Consider the following 14,851-nt stretch of genomic DNA (forward strand, 5'->3'; position numbering starts at 1 on the left):
CGGATCGGAACAAGCTCCGCCGCTACCGGCACGAGCCCGGCTGGCGGGCGTGGCACACACATGCTCCACCTGCCGCGACAGTCCAGTTGATTGTGCAGGCCAGTCGATTGTTCAGGCCAGTCGATTGCGCAGCCGAGCGTCTCGTGTCGTTTATCCACGGTTGCTGCGTGTGGCGCACTGGACAAATGTGGAACGTTCTATCTATGTTCAGGCATGGCCGACACCATCCCTTCGGCAGCACCGCTCGCCGATCGCCCGCTGACCGTCGCCTACAGGCCGACCGCCAGCCTTGTCCCCGATCCCCGCAACGCGCGCACCCATCCGCGACGACAGATCGAGCAAATCGTTGCCTCGATCCGCGCCTTCGGGTTCACCAACCCGGTGCTGGTCGAGCCATCCGGCAAGATCATCGCCGGGCACGGCCGGCTCCTTGCCGCAAGGGAACTCGGCCTTGCCGAAGTGCCGGTCATCGAACTTGCCGGACTGGGCGAGGCACAGGTGCGCGCGCTGCGGCTTGCCGACAACCGTATCGCGCTCAATGCGGGGTGGGACATCGAGATCCTCAAGCTCGAGCTGGCCGACCTGTCGCTGCCCGAGATGGAGATCGATCTTGCCCTCACCGGCTTTGCGAGTGGCGAGATCGACGTCATCCTCAGAGGTAGCACGGATCCGGAAGATGACGTCATTCCGGCGGTGCCGCGGACGCCGCGCTCGCGCCCGGGCGACATCTGGCAGCTGGGCGCGCATCGCCTCGGTTGCGGCGATGGCAGGGATGCAGCCTTCCTGCGGGCCGTTGTGGGTGAGGGCAAAGCGATCGACTGCGCGTTCCTCGATCCGCCCTACAACGTGAAGATCAACGGCCACGCCAATGCCAGGGGACGGCACCGCGAGTTCGCCATGGCCTCGGGCGAGATGACCACGGCAGCGTTCCGCACGTTCCTTGCCGAGACGCTCGGAGCCAGTGCCGCGGTGTCGCGGCCCGGCGCGGTCCACTTCGTGTGCATGGACTGGCGTCACATGGACGATGTCAGCGCCGCGGCAACGCCGGTCTATGACGATCTTCTCAACATCTGCGTGTGGAACAAGAGCAACGCGGGAATGGGCTCCCTCTACCGTTCGAAGCACGAGATGGTGTTCGTCTACCGCGTGCCGGGGGCGCCGCACACCAACGCGGTGGAACTGGGACGTCATGGTCGCAACCGCACCAACGTGTGGGACTATGCCTCGGTCAATTCGATGCGCGGCAGCCGCCGCGAGGACCTCGCGCTGCATCCCACGGTCAAGCCCGTGGCGATGGTTGCCGATGCGATCTGCGATGTGACGCGGCAGGGGGATCTCGTACTCGACATCTTCTCGGGCTCCGGCACCACGCTCATTGCCGCCGAGCGGGTCGGCCGCGCCTTCCGCGGTATCGACATCGATCCGGCCTATGTGGATGTCGCGCTTGATCGCTGGAGCGCGCTGACAGGGCGCGAGCCGGTGCTGGTTGGCAGCGGCGCAGGCGGAGTGGACAGGGCATGACCGGGACGCGCTTCAGCAAGGGGCATTCGGGCAACCCGAAAGGACGGCCGCGCAAGGTGCGGCCCAATGTCTCTGCCTTTGACGTGATCTTCGACCGGACGCTTACCGTCACCCAGAATGGATTGGAGCGCGAGCTGACCGTTGACGAGGGGTTGCAGCTCCAGACCTATCAGGCCGCGCTCAAGGGCAGCCGTATGGCCATCCGCCATGTCCTGCGCATGATCGAAAAGCGCGAGGCAGCGCTTGCAAAGCGCGATCCGCCAAAGCCGAAGCCGGTGAAGATGGAAATCGAGCACGACGCCGACAATGCCGATGCGGCAATGCTCATCCTTGGCATTGCCGGACATGGAGAGGCACTGCCCGGTGGCGGCCCGGCAACGCGGCCGCTGCGAATTGCGACCTGGGCCGCACAGGCGGCAATCAGCCGGCCGGGCCGCCGTCATCTCGATGCAAGGGCGGTCGAGGACATCGAGCGCCTGGTTGCGAACCCGGGCAAGTTGCGCTGGCCGAGGGGAAGGGGACAATGACCGGCGACCCGCCCGGCCAGGGCGAAACCGGTTCTGCCGGTTATCGCCGACCGCCTGCCGCGACCCGCTTCGTCAAGGGGCAGAGCGGCAATCCGAGGGGACGGCCCAGCGGGCGCCACCGGCAGTTGCCGTACGATACCGTGCTGGGCCAGATGGTGACCGTGCGCGAGGACGGGCGCGAACGGCGCGTGACCGCAGCGGAGGCTTTCCTGCTGCAGCTTACCCGCAAGGGTCTTGCCGGCGACAGCGCGGCCGCGCGCGCCTCGCTCGATGCAATCGAGACCGCACGTGCAGCGCGGAGAGCAAGGGTTGTCCAACCGTCCAGGCTGCGCGTCGTGCTCATGTCATTCGGCGTAGGCACGGCATTGCAACATCTGGGAATGGCCACCAAGCGCAACCGGCTCGACGAAAAGCGCGTGCGTTGGGAGCTCAAGCCCTGGATCGTCGAGGCGGCGCTCGCCCGGATGGCGCCGCGCCGGCTTGACGTTGCCCAGCAGCACGAAGTCTGGGCCAATACCCACCGGCCGGAAACCGTGCGTTGGCCGGAGTGGTGGGTAGGGCGCGGGAGTGGCGGGCAGGGAGCCTGACAGCACTAAGGTTGGGAGATGAGCCGGAGGGGCAGCTTACGACCAGCTCCAGACATTCAGGGTCTGAGCGATAAACGACCGCCTTCGCCAAATTCCGCCGCAAGATGGCGCAGCTTGTCGGGATTGCGCACGATGTAGATTGCCGCGATCCGGCCGTCCCGTACGTCGAGTGCGGTGGTCTGCAACACCGCGCCTCGATCGATGCTGATGTATCCAGGCAAGCCGTCGATGATCGCGGTCTGCAGCAGGACAGGCGCGTACCGGTCTTTTCGCCGCAATCCGGCGAACAGGCGCAGGGGGCACTGTCAAAGCAAACTGGCTGGCGGGGCAGGGCGGTGGTAGCTGGCCGGGATGAACAAGTCCGCCAGCCCGTTTCGCTACTTCAACTCGTCGCCGGAGATCATCCGGCTCGCGGTGTTGATGTACGTGCGCTTCCCTTTGTCATTGCGGAACGTCGAGGACCTGCTGTTCGAGCGGGGGATCGACGTGTGTCACGAGACGGTGCGGTTGTGGTGGAACAGGTTCGGGCCGCTGTTTGCAGCTGATTGTCAGTGGGCGTGTAATTCTCCGCAATATTGGGCTTTGAAAATTCCCTGATTGTTGGACCTGGTTGCCCAATGTGCCGGGGTTAACCCCGGCACATTGGGCAATGCCAAAATCGGCGCGATGACCTCCTGGTGGGAGGCGCCGCCGATGATCCGACTTGGAGAAGCCATGATGATACTGGAGTTGCATCGGCAGGGGCTGTCGGTGACGGCGATCGCGCGCCGAACCGGGCGCGATCCCAAGACCGTGCGCAAATACATCGAGCGGGGCGTTGAGGTGCCGGCTTACGGTCCGCGTGTGGCGGGCCGGCCGAGCAAGATCGCGCCCTACATGGATTTCCTGCGCGAACGGGTGACGACATTCCCCGACCTGACCGCCTCGCGACTGACCCGCGAGATCAGGGAGATGGGCTACGCCGGCGCCTACACGGCGGTGAAGCGCTATCTGGCGGCGATCCGGCCCGAGCATCCCAAGCCCTACGAGGTTCGCTTCGAGACCAAGGCGGGCGTGCAGGGTCAGGTCGACTTCGCCCGCTTCGTAGTGGAGTTCACCGATGAGCCCGGTGTGGCGCGCATCGTCTGGCTGTTCAGCATGGTGCTGGGCTACTCGCGCCTCCTGTTTGCCCGCTATGTGCTCCACCAGGATCTGCAGACGCTGCTGCGCTGCCATATGCAGGCCTTCGAGGCCCTGGATGGTGTGCCGATCGAGATTCTCTACGACCGGATGAAGACCGCGGTGACCGGCGAGGACGACCAGGGTCACATCGTCTACAATACCTCGCTGCTGGCTCTGGCGAAGCACTACCGGTTCCAGCCCAGGGCCTGCCGGCCCTATCGCGCCAAAACGAAGGGAAAGGTCGAGCGACCCTTCCGCTACATCCGCGAGGACTTCTTCCTGGGGCGATCCTTCCGCAACATGGAGGATCTCAACGCCCAACTCATCGACTGGCTCGACACGGTCGCCAATGTACGGGTGCATGGCACGACCCAACGCGTGGTGACCGAGGCCTTCGCCGAGGAGCAGGAAGAGCTGCAGCGCTTGCCCGAGCACCGCTTCAACGCCGTCCTGAAGCTCGAGCGGCGGGTCAGCCATGACGGGCTCGTGGCGGTCGGCGGCAACTATTACAGCGTGCCCGACCGAACGCGCCGGGTCGTCGAGATCGAGCAACTGCCGGATCTGATCCGTGTCATCGACCGCGGCATCGTTGTTGCCGAACACCCGGTGCTGGAAGGGCGTCGACAATATCGCATCGATCAGCGTCATCGCACCGGACGACCTCAGCCGAGAATGCATGAGCGGCCGGTGACGACGATCGGCCGCATCGGTGACTATGTGCCACTGCGCTCGCTGGCCATCTATGAAGCGATCGGCGCGGGCCTTGCCACGGAGGGTCGGCCATGAACGGCATCGCACCAGCCACGCGCATCGACTCCATCCGCCGGAGCCTGGTCAGCCTCAAGATGCCCCGGGCGCTCGAGATCCTCGATGCGACCCTGCGGCGTATCGAGCAGGGCCAGATCGATGGCATCGAGGCACTCGACGAACTGCTGGGCGAAGAGTTGTCGCTGCGTGAAAACCGGCGGATCAAGGCGGCCCTGCGCATGGCCCGGCTGCCCGTCGTGAAAACGCTCGCCGGCTACGACTTCTCGTTCCAGCCTTCGCTCGACAGGAACCGTATCCTCGCTCTTGCCGGGCTCGACTTCATTGAACGCGCCGAGGTCGTCCATCTGCTGGGGCCGCCTGGCACCGGCAAAAGCCACATTGCCACCGCGCTCGCGGTTGAGGCCGTGCGCGCCGGGAAAGCGGTCTACTTCATCCCGCTCGCCGATCTGATCGCCCAGCTCGCCAAGGCCGAACGTGAAGGCACGCTCAGGGAGAAGATCCGGTTCCTGACCAGGGCATCGCTGCTCGTCGTCGATGAAATCGGATACCTGCCGGTCACACCGGGCGGCGCCAACCTGTTCTTCCAGCTGGTCAACGCCCGCTACGAAAAGGGCGCCATGATCCTCACCTCCAACCGCGGCTTCGCCGAATGGGGTGAGGTCTTCGGCGATCCTGTCGTCGCCACGGCGCTGCTCGACAGGCTGCTGCACCATGCCGTCGTCATCCAGGTCGAAGGCTCCAGCTACCGAATGCGTGAGCACGCCGCGCTTGTGCCCGAAAACGTGCGCAACGGTGCCACGTTCCATCCGCCGCAGCCCAAACGCCGTGGCCGACCACCGACGAAAGGAAAATCCGATCACGAATATGGCTGATCACCGACCGACCTGAACCGCCAGCATAGGGAATTTTGGGAGCCCACATCTGCGGAAACTTCGGTGCCCATTGACAGCTGATATCCGCAGGCAGCGGGTCAACAGGATGCGTGGCTTCCGGCACTGGCGTTGGCACCTGGATGAGATGTACGTGAAACTGAACGGCGAGATGGTCTATCTCTGGCGTGCGGTCGACCACGAGGGTGAGGTGCTGGAGAGTTTTGTCACCAGAAAACGGGACAAAGCCGCGGCTTTGACCTTCATGAAGAAGGCGTTGAAGCGGCATGGAAAGGCCGAGGCCATCGTCACCGACGGGCTGCGTTCTTACCCTGCGGCGATGCGGGAACTGGGCAATGAGGGGCGACGCGAAGTTGGCCGGCACCTCAACAATCGCGCGGAAAATTCACACCTGCCGTTCCGACGAAGAGAGCGGGCGATGCTGCGGTTTCGGCAGATGAAGTCGCTGCAGAAATTCGCCTCGGTCCATGCCTCCATCCACAACCACTTTTCCCAGGAACGCCACCTCGTCGACCGACTAACCTTCAAGGTTCGCCGCTCGGCCGCGCTGGTCGAGTGGCAGTCGCTTGTGGCCTGAGGTTTCAATGCTGTAGCGGCAGCTCCGCCAAGCGGAGACGAGTTCGCATTGGACTGACAGCACCCTGGCGTGCGGTCGACCACGAGGGTGAGGTGCTGGAGAGTTTTGTCACCAGAAAACGGGACAAAACCGCGGCTTTGACCTTCATGAAGAAGGCGTTGAAGCGGCATGGAAAGGCCGAGGCCATCGTCACCGACGGGCTGCGTTCTTACCCTGCGGCGATGCGGGAACTGGGCAATGAGGGGCGACGCGAAGTTGGCCGGCACCTCAACAATCGCGCGGAAAATTCACACCTGCCGTTCCGACGAAGAGAGAGGGCGATGCTGCGGTTTCGGCAGATGAAGTCGCTGCAGAAATTCGCCTCGGTCCATGCCTCCATCCACAACCACTTTTCCCAGGAACGCCACCTCGTCGACCGACTAACCTTCAAGGTTCGCCGCTCGGCCGCGCTGGTCGAGTGGCAGTCGCTTGTGGCCTGAGGTTTCAATGCTGTAGCGGCAGCTCCGCCAAGCGGAGACGAGTTCGCATTGGACTGACAGCACCGACCAGGTTGTCAGCCCTTGCGCGGAAAATCGCTCGGTGAGGGCTCGGCGCTGGGCCAGCGGACCGGAGTTGCCGAAGCGAACGCTTCGCCCACTTCGAGCCAGGGCGCCATGTTGATGGTGCGCATGTCGCGGGTCTGGATCCGCCAGCCATCGGCCGTGCGTCGGTATTCATCGACATAGCGCACCCCGCCGTAGACGGCGACGCCGCCCAGCACGAGTTCGAGATGGGCGCCAACCAGACCCTTGGCCACGTCAGGCCCCTCGAAGGTGAACTGCGCGTAGTGGGGTGTGTGGATGGTCAGCCCCATGTGATCGCGCGCGGCGGCAATGAAGGCAACAATTCCGTCGCGCCCCTCGCCAGCAAGCACGCCTGAGGTGCTGAAAGTTGCGGTGTCGGTGAAGCTGTTGCCCACCGTTGCGAGGTCATCGCCGTCCGATGCCAGGAAATAGGCGACCACGAGGTCGTTCAGCTCGGCACGGTCTTCTAGGCGTCTTACCCGTTCTTCGAGGGTCATGATCTGCTCCCGATCGTTACTTATTCGCTCGCCGCGTCGAACAGGGGTGCGAAACTGCCGTAGCCGCCCCGGAAGAACAGCAGCGGTTGTTCCGGCCGGACGATGTCCATTTCCTGCACCCGACCGAGCACGATGTAGTGGTCGCCCGCTTCGTGCACCGTGTCGAGCGTGCAGTCGATCCAGGCGACCACCCCGTCGAGCACAGGCGACCCGTTGGCCGAATCGGCATGGGTCAGCCCGGCGAACTTGTCCTCGCCCTTGGCCGAGAACTGGCGGCACAGGTCCTTCTGGTCGCTCGCCAAAATGTTGACGCAGAACCGGCCAGCGGCCTCGATCTGCGGCCAGCTGGACGAGGAGACGTCCGGGAAGAAGCCGACCAGCGGCGGATCGAGCGAAACCGAGGTGAACGAGCCGACCACCATGCCGGCGCGGCGGCCGTCGGGCAGCGTCGCCGTTACCACGCAGACCCCGGTCGGGTAATGGCCGAGGACGCGCCGGTAGGCGGCGCCCTCGATCACCGGGTCGATCCGGATCGTCACTTGCCGGTCCAGACCGGCTTGCGTCGTTCGCCGGCGGCGCGCTCGCCTTCCTTCTTGTCCTCGGTCGCCGCATACTCCTCGATCGGCTCGAAGCGGGTCATCAGCGCTACCTCGAGCGGATGGCCGAGCCGGCCGAGCGCGGCGGCCTTGGCGGCCTGGACAGCCAGCGGCGAAGCGGCATTGAGCTTGGATGCCCAGCGCAGCGCTGCTTCCTCCAGTTCGGCGAAGGGCACGACCTCGTTGACGAGGCCGTAATGGCGCGCTTCATCGGCCTTGATGCGCTCGCCGGTGAGGATGAGCTGGAGTGCGATGTGATAGGGAAGCTGGCGCATGGCGCGATGGACAACGCCGCATTCGCCAATGATGCCGACCTTGGTTTCGGGCAGGCCGAACTGGGCAGTGTCTGCAGCGACGATAATGTCCGCGCACATCGCGAGTTCGAAGCCACCGCCGACGCAGAAGCCCTGGACCGCGGCCACCATCGGCTTCTTGCAGGTTACCAGCGGGCCGCCGATCCCGGTGAGGCCACCGCCGAGCGCCATGCGCGTCTTGCGCTCGGCCCCGCCCGAGACGTCGGCGCCGATGCAGAAGGCCTTCTCGCCCTCGGCCGAGAGCACTACCGCCCAGATGTCGGAATTGGCGTTTACTTCGGTCCAGGCATCGAGCAGCAGATCGTCCATCTCCTGGGTGATCGCGTTCAGACCCTGGGGGCGGTTGAGGCGGACGTGAGCGACGTGGCCCTCGATCCTGAAGTCAATATCGGCCATGGCTTACTCCTTGAAACTGTTCATGATGGCGGTCGAGGAAGGACCGCGGTATTCGTCGAGGACGGCCTTGAGGCCGAGCGTGGTCATGCGCTCGCGGATGGCGAGAACGGACGGTGCGGCATGCAGCAGCGAGTCCATCTCGGCGATGCCACCGGTGGCGGTGCGAAAGCCTGCGGCCTCGGCGGCGCGGTTGATCGACAGCTTTTTGATCCGCAGCACGTCCGACGGGATCAGGGCCATGCGCGCAGCCAGGCTCTCGACTGACTCGACGAGACGGTCGGCGGGCACGCAGTGGTTGGCCCAGCCCCATTCCACCGCCGTCGGCCCGTCGATGCTGTTGCCGGGCAGGAAGGCGAATTCCTTCGCCCGCTTGGCGCCGACCTGGGCCACCCATGTCGGCGCGATGAAGCCGCCACCGATGGGCACGCCCGGTTCGCTGATGCGAACGTTGTCTGCCACCACGGTGAGGTCAGCAAAGATGCACATCTGCGCCGCAACGCCGGCGCAATACCCATGGACCGCAGCGATGACCGGCTTGGGATGATCCCAGATCGCCAGCCAGCGCGCGACGTTCTCGTTGAGGCGCCTGGAATCGGCGGTGGGATCGAGAACGGCGGCGCCGCCGTACTGGCCAAGGTCCATGCCGGAGCAGAAACCCTTGCCGTTGGCGCGGATGCCGATGACCGGCGCGCCTTCGTCCTCGAGCGTGCGCAGCGCTGCCGAGAAGCTCTCGATCAGCGTGCGCGACAGCGCGTTGGCCTGGGCCGGGCGGTTGAGCACGATCCAGCTGATCGAACCGGAATGCTCGATCAGGAGTTCCGGGCCGGGCTCGTCTCCGCTCATTCGGCGCGACCGATGGGGTTGGCAGCGCGCACGTGATAGTCGGTGGTCATCGTAGTACGCAGCTCGCGGCGCTTGAACTTCCACTGGCCATCGACCTTGACCACTGTGTCGAAGTATTGCCCGTAGAGGATGCCGTCGGGACGTTCCTTGGTGTAGCGATGGATGGCGAGCACCACCGAGCGGACATTGGCTTCGGTCTCGCTGACGAAGTCGATGCAGATATTGGAGTTGTGGTGCGAGGTGCCACGGAAGAAGGTGCCGATGCCTTCAAGGGTCTTCTTGTAGGCGTCCCTGCCGGTCGCGCCGAAATTGGGCGCATAACTTACTTCGCAGTCCTCGACGAAGAGGGCGGCGAGTTCCTCGGGATGGTTCATGTCGAGATGGTAGGAATAGTCGAACATCATGCGCTCGATCGCGCGCATCTCGACCAGGTTGGTGTCGGTCATTAGGTGCTCCAATCAACGATTATGTTGACAATTGTCCGCCGGAGCGGCGCTGTCAACGGGGTCAGGCGGAATGGGAAAGGTGAGGGAAGCTAGGGTGCGAAGGGTCTTGCCCACCGCGGCCGGCGCGGCGGTTCCGTCCGGGAAACGCGGCAACGCAGGCGCGTTGCCTGCTGCCTTGCTTGCCAACGATGGCTGGAAAACGGCCCGCACTTTCGCCCCTCTCAATCGCATGTCATTGCGACGCGGCCTTATGGCCTCTTTCAACGATTATGTTGACGAGTTGGCATGCCTCAGTCAACAGTAAAGTTGACTAGTTTGGTGCATGGCGCCACGGTGCTGAGGAGGGAGGTGCATGGCCATGGTTTCAATGGAAGAATTGCAGGCGCTGGCGCGCGGCGCCACCGCCATCGAAGGTGATCCGCTTTCGGCTTGCGATGCCGCGCTGATCCGGTATGCGGTGGCCGCTTCGGTGACCTCGCTCGATCGCGACGCGATTGCTGCGGCAACGGCCGAGGCGCTTGCTGCCGGGGCGACGCCCGGGCAGGTCCAGGAAATCCTAGCGCTGGTCTCCGGGCTCGGGGTCCACTCGCTGATGGCCTCATGCACAACGCTGGTCGAGCAGGCCCGCGTGGCCGGTTGCCCGTTTTCCGATGCGTTTACAACCGAGCAGCAGGCCTTGTGGGACAGGCATGTCGGCAATGACCCGTTCTGGACCGGCTTCGAACGCGAATTGCCGGGGTTCCTCCGGGCGATGCTGCAGATCAGCACTGACCAGTTCGAGGCGTTCTTCACCTACTGCGCAGTGCCCTGGAAGAACCGCCTCGTGCGTGCCAAGATCAAGGAACTGGCCGCTATGGCGTGCGACGTGACGCCGGGCCACCGGTTTGCACCGGGCTTCAGGCTGCATCTGGCCAATGCGGTAGAGTTGGGGGCAGGGCGGCTCGCGATCCAGGAAACGCTGGTGATCGCGGCGGCGGCACCACTACACCAGGGCACCTTCTGAACCGAAGGTCGTAGCGCGCTCAATCACAAGAAAGGGCGGCTCAAGGAGCCGCCCTTCGCAGTTTGAGTGGCCGGGCCGAAGCCCGGCCACACCGTCAGTTGGGCATGCGCACCTTGGGGCACACTTCGGTGGCAAGGCGGCGGATCGATTCTTCCCAAGGCTTGGGATCGTCGATGCTGTCGTGCTGGTTGTAAACGATCTGCCCCCAGCCGCCGACCTTGTCGGCCAGCGCTTCGAGCTTCTCGATCGCCGTCTCGGGCGAACCGCACAGGACGACGTGTTCGGCGAGGAAATCCTCGTCGATCGTTTCGGGCGTCACGTCCTTGCCGGAGTCCTGGATTATGCCGTCGAACAAGCGGAACTTGATGTAGATTTCCTTGAGGTACTTGGCCCAGGTCTGGGCGAGGCCGCTCTTGAGGAATAGGCGCTTGGCCTCGGCGTCGGTGTCGGCGATGAACACGTCGCGGCAAACGCGATAGCGGCTGCGATCTGGTGTGTGACCCTTCGATTCCATGGCCGCCGCCCAGGTATCCCAGTGCGCCCGCATCTGAGGCGTGCCGCCAAAAAACGAGATTGGCGAATAATCGCGTTCACCGGCGAACTTCATCGACGAAGAGTTCTGCGACAGGCCGGTCACCGCAATCTCGAGGTTGTCTCGTCCGCCATAAGGGCTGTTGTCGGCGATGATAACATCGTACTCAGGCATCGTATCAGGGCCGGGGAAACCGGCCTGGAAATACGTGCCCTTTTCGAGGAACGGTTTGCCTTCCCATACGCGTTCCATGAGATGAAGCGCCTCGAGCTGCCGCGGCGGCAGCTCAAAGATGTTCTCAAATCCGTGCAAGATCGCGTCGGTGTGGTGGCCGCCCGGGGCAACGCCGAGGAAGTAGCGGCCTTCCATGACTTGGCTCAACCAGCCGATGCGCACAGCGAGCGTGGCCGGGTCATGATAGGGTAGCAGGTGCGCCATCGGTGCGAAACGGATTTGCTTCGTGGTCTGGGCGCAGGCCGCGATGATCGCTTCGGGCACCGGAATGTTCTCCCAGCCCAGCGTGTAGTGTTCGCCGATCATGTAGTCGGCATAGCCGGCCTCGTCGGCGATCCGGGCGATATCCAATGCCCAATCGAACACCTGCCGTGCCGTTCGGCTCGGAGGATTGTAAGGGGTCATGAAGATTCCGCACTGCATTGCCATGTTCACTCTCCTGGAAGATTTTTTCGGATACGAGGATCAGACGAAGACGCCGTTTTCGTCCTTGGTCGAGAAGCGCGGAGCTACCTTGCTGATGAATTTCTCAAGCTCTTCCTGATTCGCTTCGGGCTCCAGATGACCCTGCCCGAACATCAGGAAAAGTTCGTCGAAGCCGAGGCGATCATGCGCCTGGCCGATCTTGTCGGCAATTTCGTCCGCACTGCCGATCAGCACGTTGGGCGGACGCTGGCCGAGCGGAATGAACCATTCGTCCCAGAACCACATGTGTTCCTTCATCAGGTATTCAGCGCGGTCCTTGTCGTCGGTCAGCATCAGGAAGCCACCCCAGGCCGATGCGTCGGTGCGGGTAACTTCGCGGCCGTTCTTGGCGGCCGTGGCGATGTAGCGGTTGTTCAGTGATTCGCAGAAGTCGAGGTTGTCCGACAGTACGATCAGCTTGCCGCCTTCTTCAGCCCAGAAATCGATGGTCCGGCCAGACGCTGCGAAGCCGCCGTAGATCGGTGGGTGGGGATCCTGGTAGCAGCGCGGAGCGATGCCAATCTCGCGCACGATGCCGTTCTCGTCCTGTCCCTTCCCATATTTGGCGTAAGCGGGATGCCCGGTGGAGCCGCCTTCCGGCGGGAATTGCCAGTTCTCGCCCTTGTGGTTGAACACGTCGTTTGTCCAAGCCTTCTTGACCACACGCACGCCTTCCTCGAACAGCGAGCGGTTTAGCGCATCCTGCGCATCGCGCGCCTTTACGTTGTCTGGGGTGGTGGCGCTGACACCTTCCTTGATGCCATAGGCGTCGACCCAGCGGGCGTGATAGCCTCGGGTGAAGCCGCAGTAGAGGCGGCCTTGCAACATGTGGTCGAGCGTGGCGATTTCCTCGGCAACGCGCACCGGATTGTGCGTGGTCATGGTGTAGCCCATGATGCCTGCCTTCATCTTCGTGCAGTTCTGGCCGACGAAGAGGCTGAACATGCCCGGATGGTTGTTGGCCTCGAAGCCTTCAATCTGGAGGTGGTGTTCGGGCTGACAGTAGCCGTAGAAGCCAAGGTCGTCGGCCAGCCGAACGTATCCGCGCACTTCATCGAGAAAGCGCTGGTATAGTTCGGGGCGCTGTCCAGCCATGCCTTGTTCGATTTCATGACGGCGCCCGACAACGCCGGTCTGCATCAGGTGAAACTTCATGCTGATCCCCAACTCTCTCCGTGACGCCTCTGGCAATCCAGCGTCGAATAGCGTGTCGATGCACGCGTTGATTGAGATATCGACCAGAATCGCCGACTCTGTCAACTACTGTGTTGACTAGACGGTCTGGTTTTTTCCATAAGCTGGCTCACGCCACAGATTAGGCGGATTGGAGAGGAAAGATGCCGGTGACCGTCACAACCGAGGTAGCAACCGTTGGCGACCTGCTGCTCCGTGCGGCAGACTTGCACGCGGAACGTACGGCACTGGCGCTGCCCGGGGTGGCTGTATCCTACCGTGAACTGCGCGACGGAGCTTTTCGGGTTGCACGAGCACTGATTGGGCTTGGCATTGCTCGAGGCGAGCATGTCGCATTGCTGATGCCAAACTCGGTCGAATTTGCAGAAGCCCTGTTCGGGATCATGTTGGCCGGCTGCGTCGCAGTGCCGCTTAATGCGCGGCATCGCGCCGCTGAAATCGGCTATATCATTGACAACTCCCAGGCGCGCATACTGCTTACAAGTCGTCATGATAGCGATCCGGTAAACTTCATCGAGGTTATCGAACAGGCACTGCCGACACCGTCTGCCGCACCGGCTCTGCGCTATGTGGCGCTGTTGAGAGGCGAAGGCTCGGGTGACGTGCTTGGCCGCGAAGCTTTCCTCTCGCAGGGCGTGCGGACAGATCCGGCGGAAGTCGAGCACACCCGCCGCAGCGTGCGGGTGCGCGATGCAGCATTGATCATCTACACCTCTGGCACCACTGCCAATCCCAAAGGCTGTGTGCTACCGCACGAGGCGGTGACGCGTGGCCCTGTGGAGCGTGCTCGTTACCGCTTGTCTGCGAACGGGGTCGATGTCACCTGGGCAGGCGGGCCGCTGTTCCACATCGGCAGCCTGGCACCATTCATCGGCTCGGTTGGGGTGGCAGGCACGTTTCTGGCGGACAGTTATTTCGAGCCGGGCAGGGCGATCGCACTCATGGAAAAACACGCGGTGACGCTTGCGTGGCCGTGGTTTGCTGCAATCGTCCAGGGCATCATCGATCACCCCGAATTCAGCGCTGAAAAGTTCGCGCACCTGAAATACCTATTCCTGATCGCTCCGCCAACTTTGGTAGAACGTGTCCAGGACCTGCTGCCCCACACCGAGATCATCCAAGCCTGCGGCATGACCGAGACTTCGGGCGTTTTTGCCCTGTGTGACACTGACGAGGACCGCGAATCGCGCATTTTCACGCAGGGCAAGGCGTGCCCGGGTATCGAGATCCGGATCGTCGATCCCGAGACCGGCCAGGACCTGCCCGACGGGACGATGGGTGAGATTCTCGTGCGCGGGTACAACGTGATGGACGGATACTGGGACGCGCCCGAAAAGACGAGCGAGGCGCTGGTCGGCCATGGTTGGCTCAAGACGGGCGATCTCTACACCCGTCAGCCCAACGGTAGCCTAATCTTCGGCGGGCGCTGCAAGGATATGCTCAAAGTTGGTGGCGAGAATGTCGCCGCGATTGAGGTCGAAGCGTTCCTGTGCACACATCCGGCGGTAAAGACCGCCGAAGTCGTTGGTCGGCCTGATCCACGCCTCGACGAAGTGCCTGTGGCCTTCATCGAGCTCTATGACGGTGAGACGATCAATGAGGAGGAACTGATCGCGTTCTGTCGCGGTCGTATCGCAAGTTACAAGGTGCCTCGCGCGATCCGTTTCATGTCGGCCGCCGATTGGCCGATGTCGGCGACCAAGATTGACAAGCGGGCACTGCGAGCGCAGCTGTGAT

Annotated in this window: 17 protein-coding genes and 1 pseudogene; 10 read left to right on the plus strand and 8 right to left on the minus strand. The window is 63.3% G+C overall.

What is annotated here, in order from left to right:
• Positions 1-213 precede the first annotated feature (213 nt).
• The 3 genes from SARO_RS07285 to SARO_RS07295 are packed head-to-tail and all read left to right on the plus strand — an operon-like array spanning position 214 to position 2,635.
• Entirely contained in the window at positions 214-1,521 is a 1,308-nt protein-coding gene (locus SARO_RS07285) for a site-specific DNA-methyltransferase (protein ID WP_011445110.1), read from the plus strand.
• Entirely contained in the window at positions 1,518-2,048 is a 531-nt protein-coding gene (locus SARO_RS20195) for a DUF5681 domain-containing protein (protein ID WP_011445111.1), read from the plus strand. The genes SARO_RS07285 and SARO_RS20195 overlap by 4 nt, the downstream gene beginning before the upstream one ends.
• Entirely contained in the window at positions 2,045-2,635 is a 591-nt protein-coding gene (locus SARO_RS07295) for a DUF5681 domain-containing protein (protein ID WP_011445112.1), read from the plus strand. Before SARO_RS20195 ends, SARO_RS07295 begins: the two co-directional genes overlap by 4 nt.
• A 56-nt stretch (positions 2,636-2,691) precedes the next feature.
• Here SARO_RS07295 and SARO_RS07300 read toward each other — a convergent pair whose 3' ends face one another.
• On the minus strand, positions 2,692-2,913 hold the full coding sequence (locus SARO_RS07300) for a hypothetical protein (RefSeq protein WP_041550219.1): 222 nt from the start codon (positions 2,911-2,913) through the stop codon (positions 2,692-2,694).
• Positions 2,914-2,986: 73 nt separating this feature from the next.
• Between SARO_RS07300 and SARO_RS07305 the strand changes: the two are divergent.
• The 5 genes and pseudogenes from SARO_RS07305 to SARO_RS07325 form a co-directional block, all read left to right on the plus strand.
• A pseudogene (locus tag SARO_RS07305) lies at positions 2,987-3,175 on the plus strand (IS6 family transposase); the annotation flags it as partial.
• Between the two features lie 153 nt (positions 3,176-3,328).
• A complete protein-coding gene (istA, locus tag SARO_RS07310) occupies positions 3,329-4,582 on the plus strand; it encodes an IS21 family transposase (protein ID WP_041550834.1) in 1,254 nt (417 codons plus the stop codon).
• The gene (istB, locus tag SARO_RS07315; RefSeq protein WP_011445115.1) at positions 4,579-5,436 is read left to right on the plus strand and encodes an IS21-like element helper ATPase IstB; all 858 of its coding nucleotides are present in this window, start codon (positions 4,579-4,581) and stop codon (positions 5,434-5,436) included. Before istA ends, istB begins: the two co-directional genes overlap by 4 nt.
• 70 nt (positions 5,437-5,506) lie before the next feature.
• Entirely contained in the window at positions 5,507-6,031 is a 525-nt protein-coding gene (locus SARO_RS07320) for an IS6 family transposase (RefSeq protein ID WP_041550220.1), read from the plus strand.
• On the plus strand, positions 6,010-6,510 hold the full coding sequence (locus tag SARO_RS07325) for a DDE-type integrase/transposase/recombinase (protein WP_011445117.1): 501 nt from the start codon (positions 6,010-6,012) through the stop codon (positions 6,508-6,510). Before SARO_RS07320 ends, SARO_RS07325 begins: the two co-directional genes overlap by 22 nt.
• Positions 6,511-6,584: 74 nt before the next feature.
• Here SARO_RS07325 and SARO_RS07330 read toward each other — a convergent pair whose 3' ends face one another.
• Genes SARO_RS07330 through SARO_RS07350 form a run of 5 tightly spaced genes read right to left on the minus strand, consistent with a single transcriptional unit; the run spans position 6,585 to position 9,686 of the window.
• Entirely contained in the window at positions 6,585-7,091 is a 507-nt protein-coding gene (locus SARO_RS07330) for a nuclear transport factor 2 family protein (RefSeq protein WP_011445118.1), read from the minus strand.
• A gap of 20 nt (positions 7,092-7,111) precedes the next feature.
• Positions 7,112-7,630 (minus strand): flavin reductase family protein, encoded by a 519-nt coding sequence (locus SARO_RS07335; RefSeq protein WP_011445119.1) that lies wholly within the window; start codon positions 7,628-7,630, stop codon positions 7,112-7,114.
• The gene (locus SARO_RS07340) at positions 7,627-8,397 is read right to left on the minus strand and encodes an enoyl-CoA hydratase/isomerase family protein (RefSeq protein WP_011445120.1); all 771 of its coding nucleotides are present in this window, start codon (positions 8,395-8,397) and stop codon (positions 7,627-7,629) included. The genes SARO_RS07335 and SARO_RS07340 overlap by 4 nt, the downstream gene beginning before the upstream one ends.
• A gap of 3 nt (positions 8,398-8,400) precedes the next feature.
• Positions 8,401-9,240 (minus strand): enoyl-CoA hydratase/isomerase family protein, encoded by an 840-nt coding sequence (locus SARO_RS07345; RefSeq protein WP_011445121.1) that lies wholly within the window; start codon positions 9,238-9,240, stop codon positions 8,401-8,403.
• Positions 9,237-9,686: a nuclear transport factor 2 family protein gene (locus SARO_RS07350; RefSeq protein WP_011445122.1), complete on the minus strand. Its 450-nt coding sequence runs from the start codon at positions 9,684-9,686 to the stop codon at positions 9,237-9,239. The genes SARO_RS07345 and SARO_RS07350 overlap by 4 nt, the downstream gene beginning before the upstream one ends.
• Positions 9,687-10,038: 352 nt before the next feature.
• On the opposite strand from SARO_RS07350, the gene SARO_RS07355 reads away from it, so the two are divergent.
• Positions 10,039-10,689 carry a hypothetical protein gene (locus SARO_RS07355; RefSeq protein WP_011445124.1) on the plus strand — a complete coding sequence of 217 codons (651 nt, stop codon included), beginning with the start codon at positions 10,039-10,041 and terminating at the stop codon, positions 10,687-10,689.
• Positions 10,690-10,783: 94 nt separating this feature from the next.
• Here SARO_RS07355 and SARO_RS07360 read toward each other — a convergent pair whose 3' ends face one another.
• The gene (locus SARO_RS07360) at positions 10,784-11,884 is read right to left on the minus strand and encodes an LLM class flavin-dependent oxidoreductase (protein ID WP_011445125.1); all 1,101 of its coding nucleotides are present in this window, start codon (positions 11,882-11,884) and stop codon (positions 10,784-10,786) included.
• Positions 11,885-11,920: 36 nt separating this feature from the next.
• Positions 11,921-13,075 (minus strand): LLM class flavin-dependent oxidoreductase, encoded by a 1,155-nt coding sequence (locus SARO_RS07365; protein ID WP_011445126.1) that lies wholly within the window; start codon positions 13,073-13,075, stop codon positions 11,921-11,923.
• Between the two features lie 182 nt (positions 13,076-13,257).
• On the opposite strand from SARO_RS07365, the gene SARO_RS07370 reads away from it, so the two are divergent.
• Positions 13,258-14,850 carry a class I adenylate-forming enzyme family protein gene (locus tag SARO_RS07370; RefSeq protein ID WP_011445127.1) on the plus strand — a complete coding sequence of 531 codons (1,593 nt, stop codon included), beginning with the start codon at positions 13,258-13,260 and terminating at the stop codon, positions 14,848-14,850.
• The last annotated feature ends 1 nt before the right edge of the window (position 14,851 follow it).

The sequence above is a fragment of the Novosphingobium aromaticivorans DSM 12444 genome (assembly GCF_000013325.1).
In the GTDB taxonomy this organism is placed as follows: Bacteria; Pseudomonadota; Alphaproteobacteria; order Sphingomonadales; family Sphingomonadaceae; genus Novosphingobium; species Novosphingobium aromaticivorans.

Excerpts from the sequence above, each read along its gene's own strand:
- SARO_RS07365 (WP_011445126.1), bottom strand. The coding sequence starts at position 13,075 with ATGAAGTTTCACCTGATGCAGACCGGCGTTGTCGGGCGCCGTCATGAA.
- SARO_RS07370 (WP_011445127.1), top strand. The coding sequence starts at position 13,258 with ATGCCGGTGACCGTCACAACCGAGGTAGCAACCGTTGGCGACCTGCTG.
- SARO_RS07295 (WP_011445112.1), top strand. The coding sequence starts at position 2,045 with ATGACCGGCGACCCGCCCGGCCAGGGCGAAACCGGTTCTGCCGGTTAT.
- istB (WP_011445115.1), top strand. The coding sequence starts at position 4,579 with ATGAACGGCATCGCACCAGCCACGCGCATCGACTCCATCCGCCGGAGC.
- istA (WP_041550834.1), top strand. The coding sequence starts at position 3,329 with ATGATCCGACTTGGAGAAGCCATGATGATACTGGAGTTGCATCGGCAG.
- SARO_RS07285 (WP_011445110.1), top strand. The coding sequence starts at position 214 with ATGGCCGACACCATCCCTTCGGCAGCACCGCTCGCCGATCGCCCGCTG.
- SARO_RS07340 (WP_011445120.1), bottom strand. The coding sequence starts at position 8,397 with ATGGCCGATATTGACTTCAGGATCGAGGGCCACGTCGCTCACGTCCGC.
- SARO_RS07330 (WP_011445118.1), bottom strand. The coding sequence starts at position 7,091 with ATGACCCTCGAAGAACGGGTAAGACGCCTAGAAGACCGTGCCGAGCTG.
- SARO_RS07360 (WP_011445125.1), bottom strand. The coding sequence starts at position 11,884 with ATGGCAATGCAGTGCGGAATCTTCATGACCCCTTACAATCCTCCGAGC.
- SARO_RS07350 (WP_011445122.1), bottom strand. The coding sequence starts at position 9,686 with ATGACCGACACCAACCTGGTCGAGATGCGCGCGATCGAGCGCATGATG.
- SARO_RS07345 (WP_011445121.1), bottom strand. The coding sequence starts at position 9,240 with ATGAGCGGAGACGAGCCCGGCCCGGAACTCCTGATCGAGCATTCCGGT.
- SARO_RS20195 (WP_011445111.1), top strand. The coding sequence starts at position 1,518 with ATGACCGGGACGCGCTTCAGCAAGGGGCATTCGGGCAACCCGAAAGGA.
- SARO_RS07355 (WP_011445124.1), top strand. The coding sequence starts at position 10,039 with ATGGCCATGGTTTCAATGGAAGAATTGCAGGCGCTGGCGCGCGGCGCC.